The following is an 18,891-nucleotide window of genomic DNA, read 5'->3' as shown; positions in this document are numbered from 1 at the left end:
ATTTATAATAAAATCCAAAAATAACATTGTTATGAAATAGAACAGGAGTCATTGTTTTTGAATCGGATATAGATAATTCAATACATATAAATATTATGTAATGATCCATCTTTAATATTAAGGATTTGAAAAAGGACTAACTAAGTAGATTGAATTTGGGAGCCGACAATTAATTAATCCGTTCGACATCAAAACCGAGTGAGTTTTTGTAGTGTGGGAGGGTAAAGGAAAGTTCTGACTAAGATTATAAAAATAATTGGAATAATTGTTTGCTTTTCTAAACTGAATGAGAATGAAAAAAACTTCAAATATATTTTCAAAATTTGGATTTTTTTATAATTCCCTAGGTTAAAGTAGACCACCAATAATATAAAATATTAATCTAATAATAAATTACAATTTCAATGCACCTAGGAAGGGTATGAAAAAAGAAGCGCAATAACAATAAAGAAAATTTATTATTACACTTCTGTATCTTCTTTCATTTCTTGAATTTGTCTACTGATACTTTCTTTATTCTTTTTTATATATTCTGCTAAAATTTTCAATAAATTTTCTGTATCTTTTGTTGGGACACCTTCTTCATTTTCTAAATACTTTTCAAGTAGTGCTCCTTTTTGAATCAATCTTCTAGTTCTTGACCTTCGATTTTCATTTGAAATTTTAAATTCTAATGCTTTCTTTTTTTGCTCTAGGACTTTAATTTTGTTCTCAAGTTTATGTATATCTTCCTTTGTCATTTTGAACACCCATGAGAATTAAATTTTAACCTCGTCCTCTTCTTGATTTTCTTTAGATGAAGCAACTTCTGAATATACCTTTACCTGGTCTTTAAGTAAGTCTATTAATTTTTTGGCTTCACTATACCACTTCGAGGATATGGTGCGTTGGCTCCTTCTTTGAAGAAGCCAATCTCGTGACGCGTCCAAAAAATTCGCTTCGCTCATGTATTAAAAAGAATGTGGGGTGTAATATCGATGGCTATCTATCATTTCTCAAATCAGATCATTTCAAGAAAAAAACAGCAAAATACAATAGCTGCTGCAGCTTACCGTTCTGGTGAAAGATTGATAGATGAAAGAACAAATGAGGAGAAGTTCTATAAAAGAAAAGTGAAGCCAATCACTCATATTCTTGCGCCACGCCATGCACCTCAATGGGTTTATGATCGCCAAAGACTCTGGAATGAGGTAGAGTTAAAGGAAAAACAATAGAATGCTCAACTTGCACGTGAAATAAATGTTGCATTACCAAAAGAGTTATCAAATGATGAACAAGAGAACTTAGCTATTGAATTTTGTAAGGAAGTTTTTGTAAACGATGGAATGGTAGCTGATTTATCCATCCACCGAGATAATGAGGAAAATCCACATTTTCATGTAATGTTAACGATTCGTCCATTTAATGAAGATGGGACCTGGGGAAATAAACAGGTGAAAGTAAAAGAAATAATGGAAGGTAAAGAACAAGTTAAAGCATTACATACAACTGATTGGAATACCAAAGAAAAATTGGTTTATTGGAGAAAACAGTGGGCTCATTATGCAAATCGTTATTTAGAGAAAAATGGTTTTTCTGAGCGAATTACTCACTTGTAAAATAAAGATAGAGGGATTGAAACACTGCCAACTATCCATGAGGGATTTGTTGCAAGGCAGATGCAAAACAATGGAAAAAATCTGACAGGATTCAAATAAATCAATCAAGGAAAGAATACAACAAAACTATTATTGAACTCAAAGAAGCGAAGAAAGAAAAACAAAGGAAAGAAAGAGAAATAAAATTTGTTCGTCGCTTTACTCCTATAGAAAAAAAGCAACTGCGTGAAACAGCGAAAAGCTTAAGAATGTTTGTAAACTATGAAAATATTAACACCAGAAAATTGCAGTTGGAAAAATGGCAGTCCCGTATTGAATTTCAAAAGGATACTATTGATAAATATAAAATATTAAATCGAATCGAAAAAGAAACGGATATCTTAAACCAAGATGAATTTATATTAGAAATGGAGGCCAATCGATTTCTGGATAAATATTATCCAAAATTAAATAAAAGTGAGCTAACAAAAGATCAGAAAATAGAAGTTGTTGATATTACAGTTTCGCAAAATAAATTGTTAAGCACTAATGATATTGAAACTGTATATCGTGAATTAGAGAAAAAACAGATTGAAAATGATCTAAATATTTTATTAAATAACCGACCTAAATTTGTTTTAGCATTGCAACAGGTAATACAAAATGCGGGGATGAAATTTGAACAATTAAGAGTAAAAAGTGGAATTAATTTTGCTGATCCAGCTTCCATAAAAAATGCTTCTGATAAAGATTTAAAACAAATGCAATTTTTATTGAAACAAAAGGAAAATATGAACAAATCTCTAGAGTTGATAAATCGACTTTATGATTATCAGCTTAGTGAAATGTATCCTAATTGGGATGGGCGAAAATATTTAACCTTAGAAGAAAAAGAATTATTTGTGATGGCAGAAGAGTTTTATGGAAAAAATTTAACTCCTAAAGATTTCATTAACCCACCAAGAAAATATTCAAAAGAAGAACAAAAGGAGATTATCACTTATTTGTATTCCATTCAAAACAATAAAATTGAATCAAATAGTGATGATCCGAACTATCAATTTTTACAAAACAAATATCCTGATTTCCAGTTGCAAAATCAATCTTATAAACAAATGTTTTACAATGAATGCATGAGATATAGGGATGAAATTGGCCAAGATACAATTGATCAACTTCAACGTATATTTAATGTTCTACCATATAAAAATGTCGAGGAATTACAATCGGATAGTCTTAGCAATTCCATACCAAATTCTAAACTCATTTCCTCTAATGGTTTCGACTTCTTTTCGATTCTTGAAAGTGCAATTCGTGAAGCCGATCGAAAATGGAGGGAAGACGAATTTGAACAGCGGAACAAGAAAAAGAAAAGACAAAAGGGGATGGATCGTTAGACTAACTGTTAGCAAATAACAAAGCTGCATCCTTTGCAACTGAATATCCGATGAATTAGTCAATGAAAGAATTATATGTACATTAATTTAGGAATTAAAATATTAAACAAATACACAAAAACTAATGGTGCTAGAACTTCGTCAATATGATTTTAATTTTAATTCTTGACAGTCTATAATTCTTATTTAGGATATTTACTCATTAATTAAAAACATGGATAGGAAAAGGTGATTCAAAAGACTATTTTAATTGCTTACACTTCCGCAAATTTTTCTAATAGTAATCATAATTACCTTTTTCTCAGTTCCAAAAATTGATGAATAATTATTTTGTATAGTTATGTCAATCACATTTTCTTTTATTTTGTTAATGGCTTAAAGAAAAAGAATGAAATCCGTTGTAATTAAATTTGTATAATACTTGTCAAACAAGTGGAATTGAAAATGTAATTTGGCTATTTAAAATGTTGCCCATATCATAATTGAAGAAATTAAAAAAGCCAGGAGCTTACCTGGCTTAGGCACAATGGTAATGAGGTGGAAACATACTGGTTGAAGGTAATTATTTGTATATACAATACTGCATATGAGGAGTTTAGTTTTGGGTATTTGCCTATTTTATAAAAATATGGGCCTCCAACGGAGCATAATAGACACACTTAATTGATACGTAAATTTACATAATTGATGAAAAAAGGGGGCCAGTTGCAGGCTCCCTTTTGAAAACATTAATGCATTGAATTCATTGCCGCATGGTTGACGATGACGCGGCGGATAAAGAATGCTAGAACCAGACTGATCAGCGTCACGATCATTGCAAACAAAAACACGTTCTGTGAGCCGAACGTCATTGCGTTAGCCATCTCGGTCGGTTGGGTTGGAGCAGAGGATACGTGCTTATACTTCTCCATACCGCTCGTTAGGATAATGATTGCAATAGTTGTTCCTATCGCACCCGCAACCTGCTGCAATGTGTTCATGACTGCCGTACCGTGTGGATAAAGCTCCGGCGGCAGCTGATTCAGGCCGTTCGTTTGCGCAGGCATCCAGACCATGGAAATGCCGACCATTAATCCGATATGCAAGGCGACAATAAAAGCAATCGAAGATGAAGGAGATATGCTGGAAAGACACCATAGCATAATCGCGACGACGACGAGGCCGGAAATAACAAGCCACTTCGGCCCATATTTGTCGAACAAACTCCCCATGCGAGGTGACAGGATGCCGTTAAGCGCACTACCTGGCAACAACATAAGCCCAGCAGTAAACGCGGATAGTCTCATACCGTTTTGAAGAAACATTGGCAGAATAATCATGCTTGACAGGATTATCATCATACAAGACAGTACCATAAGCAGCCCAACGATATACATTGGATACTTAAAAACACCGAGGTCCATCATCGGCTCACGCATAAATATCTGCCTCAATGTGAAAAGCACGAGTGCAGCCAGCCCGATTGCGATGGAAGAGACCACGGCCGGGCTGGTCCAGACTTCCGCCCCTTCACCCGCCTTACTAAAGCCAAAGACAATGCCGCCAAAGCCGAACGTTGATAATATGACAGAAAGTAGATCAATTCGAGGCTTCGTGACTTCGGTAACATTTTCTAAATACTTCAGCCCTACTAAAAGCCCTATCACTAAAAACGGCAGAGATAGCCAGAAGATGTAGTGCCATGTTAAATATTCGATTAGAAGACCTGCCACGGTCGGACCAATGGCTGGTGCGAACATGATCACAAGTCCGACGAAACCCATCGCCGCCCCCCGCTTCTCCGGTGGATATACGACGAGGATCGTATTGAACATAAGTGGAATCAGCAGGCCCATGCCGACCGCTTGAAGAACTCGCGCGACCATAAGCATTTCGAAATTGAACGATAAAGCCGCAATCAATGTGCCTACGATGGAGCTAACCAGTGAACCGATAAACAATTGCCTGGTTGTAAACCATTGGAGGAGCAACCCAGTCATCGGCATCAAAATGCCGAGAGTAAGCAGGAACCCCGTCGTCAACCACTGTGCGGTAGCAGCCGAAATTTGGAAGACGACCATTAAATTACTAATCGCAATGTTGAGAGCAGTCTCACTGAACATGCCAACGAAACCGCAGATAAGTAGCGACGCCATGATGGCACGCGTATTGTATTGCTTCATTTTCTGATTCCACTTCCCTCTGATATCTATTTTTACACTCCTAGATGTGTGTTACCTGTTAAATTTTAGTGTCCACAATTATCCAAGTCAATAAAAGAAAACTTTAAGGGTAGCTCTTCTTTTTTGAGGAAAATTTTTCTATTGTTCCTGTTTCTTTTATTAAAATTCTAATTTCAATATGTGTTAAATTCAAATTATTATTATATGTATGCTCGGACAAAATATGATAAAAAATCCAAGTGCCATCACCAAACGGTTAGCAAGGAAGAGGGATTAGTCAGGATAATAAAAATAGAAGATAAAAAGTGAAGACTTGAAACAGAGGAAATTTTTAGCCATGCAGAAAACGTTTGGAACGAGGACGTCAGACCGTAAGGCCAACGCTGAGGAATCAAATACTAATGTTAATATTAATAATGGGATTAATCCTAGCGTTAAATTCGACAAAATTGAAGATCTAAAGAAAAGCTCCAGGAGGAAATCCCAAGAAAAAAACTGACGACAGTTATGAAGGGAAATTATTTTAAATGCAAGCTAAGCCGGAGAATCTTAGCGTAAGGTAATCCGGCTATTTTTTGGATAGGATTCAATATTTATCAAAAATTGTACAAAATTTATAAAAAAGTGACGTTTAATGTAATCTCTTCTTTCTTGGACGCTTCCGTAAGCTTAATCCATATATTCCTATTTAATAAAGCCTTCTTCCTAAAAGATTTTTATCAATACAACAGATCTTTATAAAAACATGAGTGAAATAGAGAAAAACTTCAAAATCATAAGATTGAACACCATGACGTTCGCTTTCATTCGCTTCCATTATCAATAAAGGTCACTTTCATAAGGAATACCGACTTTGTAAAAATATAACAAAATGGAGATAATAAAGATGCAACAAAAATATGGAGGTAATTCAAATGGTGAAATTATGGAAATATATTGTTGAGTGGTTAGAGGTTCTAGATAAGGCTTATCAAGTAGCTGAAAAAAAGCGCGAACATACTTTTGTAGAAATGTTAAAAGAAACAGCAGCCAAAATAAATAGAGAAGTGATTTGATGCATGTGAATTGGAAGGGATGATCCCCTGTTCGTTTCCAATATGGAGTGAACAGAGGATTTTTTAAGTAACAGCGTTTGATACCCTAAATTTAAATCTTGTTAAGATCTCGGTTGACACTTTGTTCATTTTAATTTATCAATAGGAACATCAAAATATAGTAAAAGAACAATAATGATTGGTACAGAAAGTGCATATGCCATTAAAGGTTTCTTATAGTGCAAAATTAACATCGGAAACATGACACAATTGAATAAAACGGACCACCAAAAATTCCATCCATGATAATATTTAAATAAACCAATTAGGTGATAAGATATTTCTATTGCTGAGTTTAACAATACCCAAAAAATAATATAGAAAATTTGTTTTTTTTTTGTTTCAGGGTAACAGGAAAGAAATAGTAGAACAGTACAGGTAAATCCTACAAATGTGATTGCAAGGCTATTTAATGTATGAGTTGGCAGGAAGGTATCGAAATCACTATATTCCCATAAAGGATAATTGTAGGTCAAAACTTCATATAATAATGCACAAGTAATCTTAAAGAGAATGGTACTTTGGTACTTTTCCCAATTCCTCCAATCCCCCCAACGCCAGACAGCAACAATAAATGTAAATAACCCAAGGATTTGAATTGATTATCCCTCGTCTTTCCAAATGAATATTTGTCTAGGGTATTATCATTTCCAAATAATTGGGATTAATTCTATTCCGCTAAGCTTTTGACAATTGTTTTTCTTTCCACATAACAAGTAATATCGAGACCAATGACCAAAATGACAGCAGCGAAAAGATAAGGATAGTGAATGTTGAAGTCAAAAAGTATCCCGCCCATCGCTGATCCGACGATATTGACTAAACTTGTATAAGTTGAATTCATTCAAGCAACAAATTCTTGCTCTTTAATGGGAAATGACAGAAAACACCTCCAATTCAAGGAGGTGTTTTTATCATACTGAATAGTGAGCGGCTATTTAAATTTTATTTATTTTCCCTCATAGAAAACTAGCCTTAAGTTTGTCAATTTAAATAACAGTTTTATAAAATTAATTAATGTGCATTCATTTCTTCTGCGATTCCTTCACCGCTTAAATTAGAAAAATAATAGGTTGGCCAATTGTCTAATTCATTAAAAAGAGTGACATGATCTTCATCTCCAAAATAAATATGGTAATGTTCTGTTTTTGTTGGATAAATACTATGATCACTAAATTGAACATATTTTGGTACTCCATCTGCTTCTCTAACTAAATCAAATAAATAACGAATGCCTCTATTTCCAGATTCATAAGTTAAAAATTCGTATCCATGATACTTATATTCTCCTGTTTTTCCTTTTCCATTTTTATAAAACGTTATCGTATTATCTTTTATAACGATTCGTTCAATGTCTGTTTCATACCCAACTTTATAATATTCTTTGTACTCTTCAAAGGTTTTATCTTTCTTTGTTTCTGCTTTTTTCTGTAAGACCCCATCTAAAGTTCCATCTAATAAGTATGGGTAGACTGATTGCCAATCTCCTTCCCAATCTGATAATTCTCTATCTTCTACTTCATCATCTTCAAATATCCCTGAATATATTTCTTTCTGTTTTTCATCATCGTGAATATGGTTATGATTATGGGTATGATCTGTACTTTCTGCAGATTCAGAATTGGAATCAGAAGAAGCAGGCTCTGATTCAGAGGAAGCATTTTCGACAGGTGAATCCGCTTCTTTTTGACAGCCTGTAAGGATTATACCTAATAAGAAAAACACAATTATTGATTTGATAAATTCTTTTTTCATAAATAAAATCTCTCCTTTTCCTTTTTAATAGTCGACACAAATCGTAATGATTACTATTTGAATTCTATAAATATAGTATGTTTTAAAATTTCTGTCAATATAAAACGTAATGATTATGATTTGTTTAATTTAAAGGCTTCAATAATTGTTAAATGAGGACGAAATTATCCCACTAAAAGTCAACATTTGTTGGCTTCAATCTTTCAGAAGAGGGCAAAATTAGCAGCCAAAGGGGAATTTTGCATCTACATGCAAAATGAATTATAAAATTAAAAATATTTTTGCACTAAAATAAAAAATTTTTGACAAAGGCAGCTGTTAGTAAAGGATTTTTTACTAGAAATTTTGGCATAAAAATTGCATAATAAAATTTTGAATAAGTGCTTTGGTATTCAATTATTATCGGTTGAATTTTCGGAAAAAACTGAAAGTTAAAAGGACTTATTGGTACTTACTTACGTTAGATTACTGGTTATATTGTAAGTACTAAAAAAATAAAGATGAGGAGTGATGTGAAAATGGGATTAAGGGAAGAAAAAGTGATAGTTCCCCAACACTCAGGAAATGAAGAGCCGAAGTTAAATCGCGGTTTGAAAGCCCGGCATTTAACGATGATTTCGATTGGTGGAGCGATTGGTACAGGCTTGTTTTTAGGCAGCGGTTCTGCGATTCACGCAGCTGGGCCGGGTGGTGCATTATTTGCCTATGCATTTGTTGGATTGATGGTATATTTTGTTATGACGAGCTTAGGAGAACTATCTGCTTTTATGCCAACAAGCGGTGCGTTTAGTACCTATGGAACGAAGTTTGTAGATCCTGCATTTGGATTTGCGTTAGGGTGGACATACTGGTTTAACTGGGCCATGACGATTGCAGCGGAATTAACAGCTTCTACCATGATTATGAAATTCTGGTTTCCGAATAGTCCATCAATACTATGGAGTTTCTCATTTTTAGCCATTATTTTTCTATTAAACTATTTATCCGTTAAGGGATATGGTGAAGGGGAATATTGGTTTTCCTTCATTAAAGTTTCCGCCATTGTGATTTTTATCGTCATCGGCTTATTGATGATTTTTGGAATAATGGGTGGAGAAGTCATCGGATTTAAAAACTTTACAGTTGATAAAGCCCCTTTTAGCGGAGGTTTTCTAGGTACCTTTCTTATTTTCATTGCCGCCGGCTTTTCGTTTCAAGGAACAGAAATTGTCGGTGTTGCTGCAGGTGAAAGTGAAGATCCAGCGAAAAACATACCAAAAGCCATCAATAGTGTTTTCTGGCGTATCCTCATTTTTTATGTACTAGCCATCTTTGTTGTTGGTCTTATTATCCCTTATACAAACCCGAATTTACAAAGTGATGATGTAATGGTGAGCCCATTCACACTTGTATTTAAAAAGGCTGGTCTTGCGTTTGCAGCATCACTCATGAATGCGGTTATTTTGACTGCGGTCTTGTCTGCAGGTAATTCAAGTCTTTATGCATCCACTCGTATGTTATACGCAATGGCAAAAGAAGGACAAGCTCCACGCATTTTTGCAAAGCTTAATAAGCGCGGAGTACCGTTCGCGGCCATTATTTTAACGACTGCAATTGGTATGCTTGCTTTCTTATCTTCCATCTTTGGTGACGGTATTGTTTATGTTTGGTTAATGAATTCGATCGGCATCACCGGTTTTATTTTCTGGTTAGGTATTTCTGTAAGTCACTATCGATTCCGTAAGGCTTATCTAGCCCAGGGCTATTCGCTCGATCAACTGCCATATCGCGCAAAATTATTCCCATTTGGCCCCATTTTCGCGGTATCTATTTGTTTAATTGTTACATTAGCCCAAAACTATCAAGCATTCCTTGGCGACAAAATTGATTGGGGCAGTGTCATTGCCGCTTATTTAGGAATACCGCTTTTCCTTCTCTTGTGGTTTGGATTTAAGTTTATCAAGAAGACAAAGGTAGTTAGACTAGAAGAATGTGAATTTGATTTTAATTTTGAAAAAACACATGATTAATTAGACTGAAAAAAATGCCCTCGATGTTTGAGAGCATTTTTCTTATTTAAAGAATCGATTATTGTTATGTTACCAATCCAACGAGAGTTATGAAAAAACCCGTTTTTTAATGTTGTATTTTCTAAAAGGACTTTAGTGTCCATGCTTTGAGATAATAACCTTTCCATATCTTCTATTTTGTCTCAACTAGATGTGGCTCACGAATAATTACTTGTGAAAGGGTTACTTTTCATTTTGAAGGTAGGTATTATATCTGTTAAAATGAACTGCCCCGTAATTGTTACGGGGTGTTTTTATGACCAGGCATTTTTCAGAAGCGTAACACCAAGTTCAATTTCATCACAATAAAGATTACTAAAACCAATTTTAATAATTTAGTTCATGCCAATATTGGCTCTGCGCGGATACTTGAAAAGAATAGATATGACTTTCATGGAAGATTAAAGGACCACTATTTTATAGAGAATAAGTATTATGATGCATTTCTTTTCGACAAAATTACAAACATGGAAACTTAGCGTTCTTATACAGATAAAATGAAGATCTTTGTTGACCATGATTCAATAAAATATAGTCCGTTGTTATTCAATTAAAAGGCGCGATTGTGGAGTAATTTAGATAGGAAACGAATAAACTTTTTTACAAAAATTGAAACCTAAATCTAATTTATGAAAAAGAATCCACTTTGATTGTAAGGATAAGCCCTTCTTAAAAACTATTTTGCAGAAATACCACCAGCGATCGGGTACTTTTCTACAATGGTTGGCCTTTTCTTTATATCCGCACGGAAACATAATAGCTACACCCCCGCAAACTTTGAGAGCTGCCCAAACCTGCAAGGGAAGAATTTACAACGTGTAAGTCTCTTGTTGGTCTGGCCATACGTTCAATCTTATAAATCACTAATTTGTCTCCTGCTCTTAGATATTCCATGGCATTGTTCAGTTCGGGCCTGCCATTATTACCACTTTTCTTTCGTGAAATATCTTAGTGCATCCATACTTTTCTAATTGTTCAACTTATAAGGAATAATCCTAATCTAAGATACTTACCCTTTGCGTATCCAACAAGTTCACTCAACTTTGATCATTCCTGTCTAAATGATATATAACTTTCTGTACATTTTTTATAGACTAACTTTTAGATGGAAATCAAAATAGAAAAAAAGCGAAAAAACTGATATTTTCGTAGTATTAAAAAACTTACGAGTTTTGGAACAAATAATAAAATGTGTTTTTTAACTTTGTTTAGCAATCGAGCCAAATTGTTGAAGAACGTATTTAAGAAAATTAGATATATTATTAAGTAATAGAATAGATTGTGAAGTAATTGTATTTAAACGAACTGTCAGTTGAATAAGAACTCATAATTTTATAAAAACAGCCAGATATGAATCTGGCAATTTTTTGAAAAGAAAAAAGCGAAAAGTTTCTTTTAGATTAAATTTCATGACTTATAGGACGTTTAATCATCTCATTAATTGATACAAGCTGGTTGTTCAATTGTAAATACAGTGGCAGGAGCAATTCTTAAGCATCCATCGTGCCTTCATAAATTTATATATTCCAACCTTTCTCATTGGCATAAAATTCAAATATCTTCTTGTATTTTTCCCCATACTTATCCAATAGTTCTGCTTCAAAATCTTTCTCAATATGTTGCATGATTAGATCATGGTAAAAAGCTGTTTTGAGCATACCAACTACAGATGGATGGTCAGTCTCTAAGGCAGATAGTTTTGTTGAACCTCCAAAGCCTCCTAGTAATGCTGTATGTGAATCGCATAAAATCGAAAAATTCCTTAATTCAGAAATGCTCCAATCATCGCTCCTTACGTGAACAAATACGTTCTGAAGCATTGTTTGACACTCACCTATAGTAATGAGTATGACATTGATTCCTCTTTTTTCGGCTTCAAGCAAGTCCTCTTCAACCCAATGTAAATCTTCTGACCAAATGTCTATAATTATGAAATCTTCAGCATTTGCAATTATTCGATGAATAGTTGTATTAAGCTGCTTCTCCCCTTGCCAGTTGTAAAAAGACGGAGTAATTCTAGGTGGAGACTTTAATTTATTTACTAAAACTTTTGTAACTTGTTCAAATTCAGCTTGTAAATGTTTCGCTAAATGCTCGATTGGAACAGTATCGTATCGGACCGGTTCTCCCTCAATGCTGCGACAAGCACCTTTATCTGTTAACGATCGCAGGGCGGAATAAACATTAGTACGAGAAACTGACACTCTTTTAGCAACCTCATAACCTGATATTCCGGGTTCATCATGAAGTGTTAAATAGCAGCGTGCTTCAAGATCAGATAATCCTATTTTTTTTAGCAACTCAATCATATGAAACCTCCTTTTATCTGTATAAACATAAGTGTTATTTTATGGTGCTACTAATGGATGAATATATTTAAATACTACTAGAATGCAAAAAATAATCAAGATACTTATTTCCATATTTTACACACATGTTTTGAAGTAATTTCTGGCCAAATATTAGAAAATCGTCGCTTGAAAAATAGTGGTATTAAAAAATACTACTTTAATACATAATTACATTGACACTATTCTGAATATTGTTTATAATCCTTTAAAGAGGTAGTATTATAAAATACTACTCATAAATATCTTATTCCTTATTTTAATTTTTTATAAAAAAAGAAGTGAGGTGAGAAATAATTGTTATAAATTTTACTTTTTAATCACCTGGAGAAATGGAGGGGTTTACATGGGGAATACAACTAAGATGGATAATGAAATTACAAAAAAAATGCGAATAGCGTACGCAGAGGATGAGTGGCAGTTTGGTGATTTACGGATTCCGAAAGGGCCAGGCCCCCATCCTGTTGCAATCGTAATTCACGGTGGATTTTGGAAATCAATTTTTGAATCGGATTTAATGGATGACGTTGCTGAGGACCTTACAAATAGTGGATTGGCAACGTGGAATATTGAATATAGAAGGGTAGGGAACGTTGGTGGATCCTATCCTGGTACATTGCAAGATGTTGCTAGTGCAACAGACTTTTTACGAACAATAGCTGAACAATTTAATTTAGATCTAACGAATGTCATTACGGTGGGGCACTCTGCAGGAGGTCATTTGGCTCTTTGGTTAGCCGGACGTCATCGCCTTTCAATGGGGAGTATTTTGAAAACGTCTAATGATCCTCTTTTGCTCAAAGGAGTTGTAAGTTTGGGTGGCATCATTGACTTAGAGCTTATGAGTAACCTTATACAATACAAACAACGAATGGTAAAAAAGGTGAAAATTGAAAACCCAGTGACTGACCTAGTAGGGGGGACACCAAATGAGGTGCCTGAAAGATATCGAGAGGTATCACCGGTCCATCTACTCCCGCTAAATGTACCCCAAGTATTGATTCACGGTGATCTGGATGTAAATGTCCCATTCAAATTAAGTGCCCTTTATAAAGAACTTGCCGAACAAGCAGGTGACCAAGTAAAGATGATTACACTTTCGAATGTCGAACACTTTGAAATCACTGACCCAAAGTCACCGGTATGGACTACTATCACTGAGCAGATTAAAGAGTTGATTGGCTCCTGATATAAAACATAAAATCAGCTTCAGTACTGAATGTTTGTTCGTTTTCTAAATCAAGAAGATGGAAATGTAGTTTACTCGAGCATTGAAGCCCAGGAACAATTGTACAAGCAGAAAAGAATATTCGGTTCCTCATAAACAGTTATTCTGTACTAATACATTTTATAAACTTTGGAGAGGAATGATCAAACCAATGTCAAATGCAATGAAAAAAGTATGGGGATATCGATACGTTATTTTGTTTATCGTTTGGATACTCTATATAATCAATTACTTTGATCGCATGGCTGTTATAACCTTTTTACCGTTCATCCAAAAAGATATGAATTTATCACCAGTACAGGTTGGACAAATAGCTTCGATATTCTTTCTTGCCTACTCTGTTGGTCAAGTTGCTTCTGGATTTTTAGCGGATAAATTCGGACCGAAAAAGGTCATGTATGTTGCCATTGTCACATTTACTTTAGCATCTTTTTTAACTGGATATGCCGAAACCTTCGGCCAATTTGTTGCTCTTCGAATTGCTTTGGGGCTTGGGGAAGCACATCATTTCCCTCCTTCGGCTAAAGCGGTAAGTAGCTGGTTTCCATATTCCCAGAGAGGGAAAGCGCTTTCTTTTTTCAATACATCCAATTATGTAGGGTTAGCGCTTGCGCCGATTATTTTGACTAGTCTCTCTGCCACTTTTTTTAATGACCAGTGGAGACCTGTATTCTTCACATTAGCTATACCTGGTTTAATAGGCATCTTGTTACTTTGGGCATTTTTTAAAGATACGCCAAAGGAAATGTATGAAAAAGGTCGATTAAAAATAGAGGAACTTGATTTAATAAATGCGGATCAAGGAGCCGTTCTACAAGAATTTCCAAAAGAAAAAGTAAAAAGTAAAATTTTCTTGAAAGACCCTTCTTTCTATGTCATTTGCTTGATTATGTTTTGTCAAATGGGTATTCTTTGGGGTTTCACCACTTGGCTTAGTACATTCTTAGTCCAGCAGCATGGCTTTAATATCAAGGAAATGGGATTCATAGCCTCATTGCCTCCTATTATTAGTATCGTCAGTATTCTAATGGGAGGATGGCTGTTGGATAAATTTAATAAAATGAAACCAGTTGCATTAATCGCATATTTAGGATGTATTCCTACTCTTTGGATAATTGGTTCTATTGAAAAGGGGAATACTGCTGCCCTGATTACTTTACTTCTTCTCTCTGGGTTTTTCGTTGCTTTTAACTCCGGTTGTATCACAGCCGTCGTTCAGAAGAGATATCCGAGTTCAGTTGTAGGTAGTGCAACGGGATTAGTTAATGGTTTCGGTCAGTTGGGGGCATTTCTTACTCCCTTAGTGGCCGGATATCTGGTGACTGTGGGAACCGGCAACAATTATAACTTTTCAAAAGTGTTTATTTATTTCTCTCTTCTTGCTGGCTTGGCAGCTATTAGTGCTCTTTTTCTAAAAGAGAAGCCAATCCAAATGAAAGAAATAAATCAGAAGATCGAAGTTCAAAATCATAAAATATAAAGTACATTCCATAGCATGATGTTGGGCGGACTTGGGATATAAGTATAGGATTGTTCGGAAGATCGTCATGAAAACAAGCAATTTACTTCGTACCAAAATAGGCTATAGCACTTCAGCTATAGCCTATTTTGCCATTAATTACTGGGAGGATAAAAAATGAATCGATATGGCATTTATCAAGTGACTATCCCACTACCGTTTTGGAATGGCAATGTTCATTGTTACTTAGCACAGCGGGAAGGGAAATGGACAATCATCGACACAGCGATGAACCAAGAAGTAACACGGGAAAGTTGGAAGGCGACGTTTTCTAAACATGGTATTAATCCGAAGCATGATGTGGAACGTATCTTGATCACTCATCATCATGCAGACCATTTTGAATACGCAAGAGAATTACAGCAACAGACAGGGGCAGATGTTTTTTTGAGCGAGAAAGAACAATCACTTGCTTTGTCAGTTCTAGACAGAGAATCTTTTACAGAATTTTACTTAGCTGCTGGTATGTCTAAGGAATTAGTCAAGCAATTACAACCGGTCAATAAAATAGATACCAGTTTTCCAAATAATTTATTCACCATAGATACGAATCGACTTTATCCGATTGGAGAGCTTCTATTTGAAGCTTTACACATGCCAGGTCATTCGGACGGACACATTTGTTTTTATAACCGAGAAGAACAGCTTCTCCTTTCGGGCGATCATTTGACTAAAGAAGCGATCCCTTATATTTCATATCATGGTTACGGAGATGAAAATCCATTAAGCAGCTACCTTGCAACATTGAAAAGGATAAAATTAATGAAAATTTCATTGGTGCTTCCAGGACATGGTCCCATTTTTACTGATGTTCAAGAGCGGATCACTGAGCTTCTACATCACTATGAAGAACGGATAGGTTTTGTACTCGAGCAAATAACTGGAGAAATGAATGCATACGAAGTATCACAATCATTATTTCCAGTAGATTCAAGTGTATTTGACCAATGGATTGCGATTGGAGAAACCAATGCCTATTTACGTTATCTAGCTTCAATAGGTGAAATAAGTGTATATAAAAAAGGGAAACAATTTAAATATGTAAGAATGTAAAGTTATTTTAGGTTAAAAGTTCAAAACTACTCCCTAGAAACACAGGATGAAAGTTCCTTGAAAGTTCCATTTAAATTCGCAATCGGGTGCTAGTTAAAATTTCTCCTCCCAAAAAAATAACCAAAATATTTAGTGGTTTATTCATTTCGATTGTAGAATAAGACAAATCAAAAAATCTGATTCCTCAAATATTTAGGGAATCGGATTTTTTAGTTTGAAAATCTTCTTTGTATTCAAAATTCCGGCATACCCTTCTACACGTTATTTTCGTTGACAAAAAAACGACAAAATAAATGAAAAGTAACAGATGGAAATCAAATTAGAAAAAAAGCGAAATTTAAAAAACATACGAGTTTTGTAACAAATACTAAATGTGTACATTTTAAACTTTGTTCAGCAATCGGGCCATTTAACAATAAGTAATTGTGTAAATTTGGAAAATTTGAAATAATTAGTAGTGTCAGTTGAATTAAGTGATTGTTAGAGGATTAGTCTAAAAATGAAAGGGGGAAGAATTAGGAAGCACAGATGAATTTATGATTTTATCTCTTAGTATGTTGTATTTTTTGTTGGGCTACTTAGTAAGAAAAGAGAAATAAAAGTTAAAGAGGTTAATAGGATTTAAGTTGGTGACCAAACCCGAAAAAAACATAATAAAAATGTACGCTAAAGGAGAATGACCATGCGATGGAGAATAATATTGGCATACTTAGTCGTAATAACTTTTGCGGCTACAATCCTTCTAATTTTCAACAGTAAAAGTTATGCTGAGAAGAACGATGTCATAAAAAAACATAATGTCGTCTACGAAGATCTAAGTTCGTATTTTACCGGTTTTAGCGGCACATTCGTGATGTATGATCTCGAGCATAAACAGTATACAATTTACAACAAATCCAAGAGTGAAAAGCGGCTTTCACCCAATTCCACTTTTAAAGTACCTCATGCTTTGTTTGGATTGCAAACGGGAGTGTTGGAAGATGAAAACACGATGTTTCAATGGGATGGAACCGAATATCCATTTCCTCAATGGAATCAGGATCAGACTTTGACCCAAGCGATTCAAAATTCGACGATCTGGTATTTCCAAGAAGTGTCTAGCCGGTTGGGGGAAAATCGTGAGCAGTATTTTTTGCACCGGATCCACTACGGAAATGAGGATATTTCGGGAGGATTGACCCATTTCTGGCTGCAAAGTTCATTAAAAATCTCACCCATAGAGCAAGTGGATTTCTTAAAACGGTTTTACACCTACCAACTGCCTTTCTTTCACCGAAACATCGATATTGTGAAGAAAATACTCGTATTGGATCAGAAGGATGGCGCAATGCTGTCTGGAAAAACGGGTACAGGATGGAAGGATGGAGTGATTAACGGGATTCCGGTCAACGGAAATTTCATCGGTTACGTTGAAAAGGACGGAAACGCTAATATTTTTGCCACGAATATTGAGGCAGACAATCTGGCGAGCAGCAGCAAGGCAAAGCAAATTACCCTTCAAATTTTGAAGGATAAGAAGATTTTTGAATGACTTTCACACGGAAATTTCATCATCTAGAGAAGACTATGGGGATCATCAAGATTTATGTCGCCAGAAGTAGTTTGAATTGGATGCTGGATAAATGAAAGAACTAACGTATTTAATATGGGTGCAATCGCTTTTGGATTGTTGGGTGGAGAACTTGACCGATCAATTTTAAAAAGTTAGATGCAGGTCAAAAGCTTTACGAAGTTGCAATGAAAGCAGTTGAAGTAGATAAAAAAGACAGATATTCAACAGTAAGAATTCTTTGTAGCGTGGGAATCAGCATCTAAAAAGTATCTATCCTGAACTAAGAGATTGTAAAGAAAAATACTTAAACTAAAATAGTTATCCTGAGCTACTCAGTTATTCCATTATAGGGCGCCATTCCTAAATAAGAAGGCGTCTTTCTTTAATGGGCCATATTGTCGGGAATTATAGATTGTGAAAATTGAGAATTTTGAAATAATTGTCCCTGGCTGTAGCAATAAGTTAGGAAGAGGAATAATTTACTAAGTGGAATTTTTATAATTTTATTTAAGACTAGAACATCACAATTGGGAATGAGGATGTAAAAATGGTGATAGTTTTATTCTCAATTTTATTCATGTTTTTAGGTTTATTTTGTTTGTGGATGTCTATTTTCGGTAAAACAAAGATGTTAATAGGAAGGATATTCTCATTCTTTTTAGGAATATGTATTGAAATTGTAGCTATTTATTTGTTAGATTTCTATGTGTTTTTTCAGCTTTAGGAATATATAAACTTTTTAACTATTAAGAATCGGGAGCTAATCCGAAGTAATGATAAAAGTCCAATATCTCAATTTTATTGAGATATTGGGCTTTTTATATTTATTTATAGTGCAAAATATCGCTTAAAACAAGCGCAAATTACCTCCTAAAGTGACAAAAGAAAAAAGCTGCTGTTTTCGTAGTGTACAAAACTTACAACTTTTATATACATAAATTTTTAGCCTTTACCCCTTCAGGGGCACTTCTTTTACACTACTATCTTCCCTTTGTGTTTCTTCGATACCGATGACAGCATTAACTAAAGAATACTCTTTTTCTATTAGGTATTTGAATATATTGGTACAAAATTTAGAGTATTTGAAGCTAAAAATAGCCATTCCAATTGTTGATAAGGAAGTCACAATAAGAGTGAAGTGGAAATTAAATATCTACA

At 34.6% G+C, this 18,891-nt stretch carries 13 protein-coding genes and 3 pseudogenes; 9 read left to right on the top strand and 7 right to left on the bottom strand.

Going from position 1 to position 18,891, the window contains the following annotated elements; all coding sequences use genetic code 11:
* Positions 1-461 precede the first annotated feature (461 nt).
* The gene (locus RCG21_RS21585) at positions 462-740 is read right to left on the bottom strand and encodes a DUF3847 domain-containing protein (protein ID WP_133338764.1); all 279 of its coding nucleotides are present in this window, start codon (positions 738-740) and stop codon (positions 462-464) included.
* A 219-nt stretch (positions 741-959) separates the two neighbouring features.
* Here RCG21_RS21585 and mobQ point away from each other — a divergent pair.
* Positions 960-1,598, top strand: a pseudogene (mobQ, locus tag RCG21_RS21580) (MobQ family relaxase).
* Between the two features lie 44 nt (positions 1,599-1,642).
* Complete coding sequence (locus RCG21_RS21575) at positions 1,643-2,974, top strand: hypothetical protein (protein ID WP_165976373.1); 1,332 nt, start codon at positions 1,643-1,645, stop codon at positions 2,972-2,974.
* Between the two features lie 728 nt (positions 2,975-3,702).
* Here the strand turns inward: RCG21_RS21575 and RCG21_RS21570 are convergent.
* Complete coding sequence (locus RCG21_RS21570) at positions 3,703-5,136, bottom strand: MDR family MFS transporter (protein ID WP_133338772.1); 1,434 nt, start codon at positions 5,134-5,136, stop codon at positions 3,703-3,705.
* A gap of 914 nt (positions 5,137-6,050) precedes the next feature.
* On the opposite strand from RCG21_RS21570, the gene RCG21_RS21565 reads away from it, so the two are divergent.
* A complete protein-coding gene (locus RCG21_RS21565; RefSeq protein WP_165976363.1) occupies positions 6,051-6,191 on the top strand; it encodes a hypothetical protein in 141 nt (46 codons plus the stop codon).
* A 125-nt stretch (positions 6,192-6,316) separates the two neighbouring features.
* Here RCG21_RS21565 and RCG21_RS33635 read toward each other — a convergent pair whose 3' ends face one another.
* The 3 genes and pseudogenes from RCG21_RS33635 to RCG21_RS21555 all read right to left on the bottom strand — a co-directional run bounded on the left by RCG21_RS33635 (position 6,317) and on the right by RCG21_RS21555 (position 7,985).
* Positions 6,317-6,802, bottom strand: coding sequence for a CBO0543 family protein (locus RCG21_RS33635; RefSeq protein ID WP_372512770.1), 486 nt, complete (start codon positions 6,800-6,802; stop codon positions 6,317-6,319).
* 106 nt (positions 6,803-6,908) lie between these two features.
* Positions 6,909-7,098 (bottom strand): annotated as a pseudogene (locus tag RCG21_RS21560) (MFS transporter); the annotation flags it as partial.
* A gap of 146 nt (positions 7,099-7,244) precedes the next feature.
* Entirely contained in the window at positions 7,245-7,985 is a 741-nt protein-coding gene (locus RCG21_RS21555) for a metal-binding protein ZinT (protein ID WP_133338774.1), read from the bottom strand.
* A gap of 518 nt (positions 7,986-8,503) precedes the next feature.
* On the opposite strand from RCG21_RS21555, the gene RCG21_RS21550 reads away from it, so the two are divergent.
* A complete protein-coding gene (locus tag RCG21_RS21550) occupies positions 8,504-9,994 on the top strand; it encodes an amino acid permease (protein ID WP_133338878.1) in 1,491 nt (496 codons plus the stop codon).
* Between the two features lie 774 nt (positions 9,995-10,768).
* Here the strand turns inward: RCG21_RS21550 and RCG21_RS33630 are convergent.
* Both RCG21_RS33630 and RCG21_RS21545 read right to left on the bottom strand, forming a co-directional pair.
* Positions 10,769-10,978 (bottom strand): recombinase family protein, encoded by a 210-nt coding sequence (locus tag RCG21_RS33630; protein WP_133338880.1) that lies wholly within the window; start codon positions 10,976-10,978, stop codon positions 10,769-10,771.
* Positions 10,979-11,550: 572 nt separating this feature from the next.
* Positions 11,551-12,342 (bottom strand): TrmB family transcriptional regulator, encoded by a 792-nt coding sequence (locus RCG21_RS21545; protein ID WP_308913755.1) that lies wholly within the window; start codon positions 12,340-12,342, stop codon positions 11,551-11,553.
* A gap of 385 nt (positions 12,343-12,727) precedes the next feature.
* On the opposite strand from RCG21_RS21545, the gene RCG21_RS21540 reads away from it, so the two are divergent.
* The 5 genes and pseudogenes from RCG21_RS21540 to RCG21_RS33625 all read left to right on the top strand — a co-directional run.
* Positions 12,728-13,570 carry an alpha/beta hydrolase family protein gene (locus RCG21_RS21540; protein WP_133338778.1) on the top strand — a complete coding sequence of 281 codons (843 nt, stop codon included), beginning with the start codon at positions 12,728-12,730 and terminating at the stop codon, positions 13,568-13,570.
* Positions 13,571-13,748: 178 nt separating this feature from the next.
* A complete protein-coding gene (locus tag RCG21_RS21535) occupies positions 13,749-15,089 on the top strand; it encodes an MFS transporter (RefSeq protein ID WP_308913754.1) in 1,341 nt (446 codons plus the stop codon).
* 156 nt (positions 15,090-15,245) lie between these two features.
* The gene (locus tag RCG21_RS21530; protein ID WP_133338780.1) at positions 15,246-16,181 is read left to right on the top strand and encodes an MBL fold metallo-hydrolase; all 936 of its coding nucleotides are present in this window, start codon (positions 15,246-15,248) and stop codon (positions 16,179-16,181) included.
* A 682-nt stretch (positions 16,182-16,863) separates the two neighbouring features.
* Positions 16,864-17,712: a penicillin-binding transpeptidase domain-containing protein gene (locus tag RCG21_RS21525; RefSeq protein WP_165976364.1), complete on the top strand. Its 849-nt coding sequence runs from the start codon at positions 16,864-16,866 to the stop codon at positions 17,710-17,712.
* Between the two features lie 30 nt (positions 17,713-17,742).
* Positions 17,743-18,012, top strand: a pseudogene (locus tag RCG21_RS33625) (serine/threonine protein kinase); the annotation flags it as partial.
* Between the last annotated feature and the right edge of the window lie 879 nt (positions 18,013-18,891).

Source organism: Bacillus salipaludis (assembly GCF_030938565.1).
Lineage (GTDB): Bacteria > Bacillota > Bacilli > Bacillales > Cytobacillaceae > Neobacillus > Neobacillus salipaludis_A.
Note: the sequence above shows the minus strand (reverse complement) of the source record. Positions and strands in the feature narration are given on the sequence as shown.